At 76.5% G+C, this 430-nt stretch carries 1 pseudogene; it reads left to right on the top strand.

The annotated features are described in order from the left end of the window. A pseudogene (locus C1I97_RS38840) lies at positions 1 to 300 on the top strand (hypothetical protein); the annotation flags it as partial. Between the last annotated feature and the right edge of the window lie 130 nt (positions 301 to 430).

The following is a 430-nucleotide window of genomic DNA, read 5'->3' as shown; positions in this document are numbered from 1 at the left end:
GGCGATGACACCGCGCCGGCCGGTACGACGGCCTCCCCCGCCGGCCATCAACCGGTCGTCCGGGCCGCAACGGCGTCGGACGTGGTGCGTGCCGAGCCCGTACGCGTGGAACCGCGGCCCGCGGCCCCGGCCGAACACCAGGCGGAGTCCGCCCCGGTCGTCGTCGAGATCGGGCGGGTCGAGGTGCGGGTGGTCACCGACGCGCCGTCGGGCCCGCCACGCGAGCGCAGGCCCCGGCCCAGGACCGGCCCGACCCTGGACGAGTACCTGGGCAGCGCCGCAGGACGGGGGGCATCGTGACCGCGCACTTCGCCATTCCGGCGACCACCTTCGTGCTGCGGGAAATCGTCCAGCGTCGCGTCACGCCGGCCTACGGGAACTTCCCCGCACCGACCGTCTCCGTGGAGCCCCCGCCACGCCCGCCCGCGAC

The sequence above is a fragment of the Streptomyces sp. NTH33 genome (assembly GCF_003236365.1).
Lineage (GTDB): Bacteria > Actinomycetota > Actinomycetes > Streptomycetales > Streptomycetaceae > Streptomyces.
This window is presented reverse-complemented; position numbering and strand designations above follow the sequence as displayed.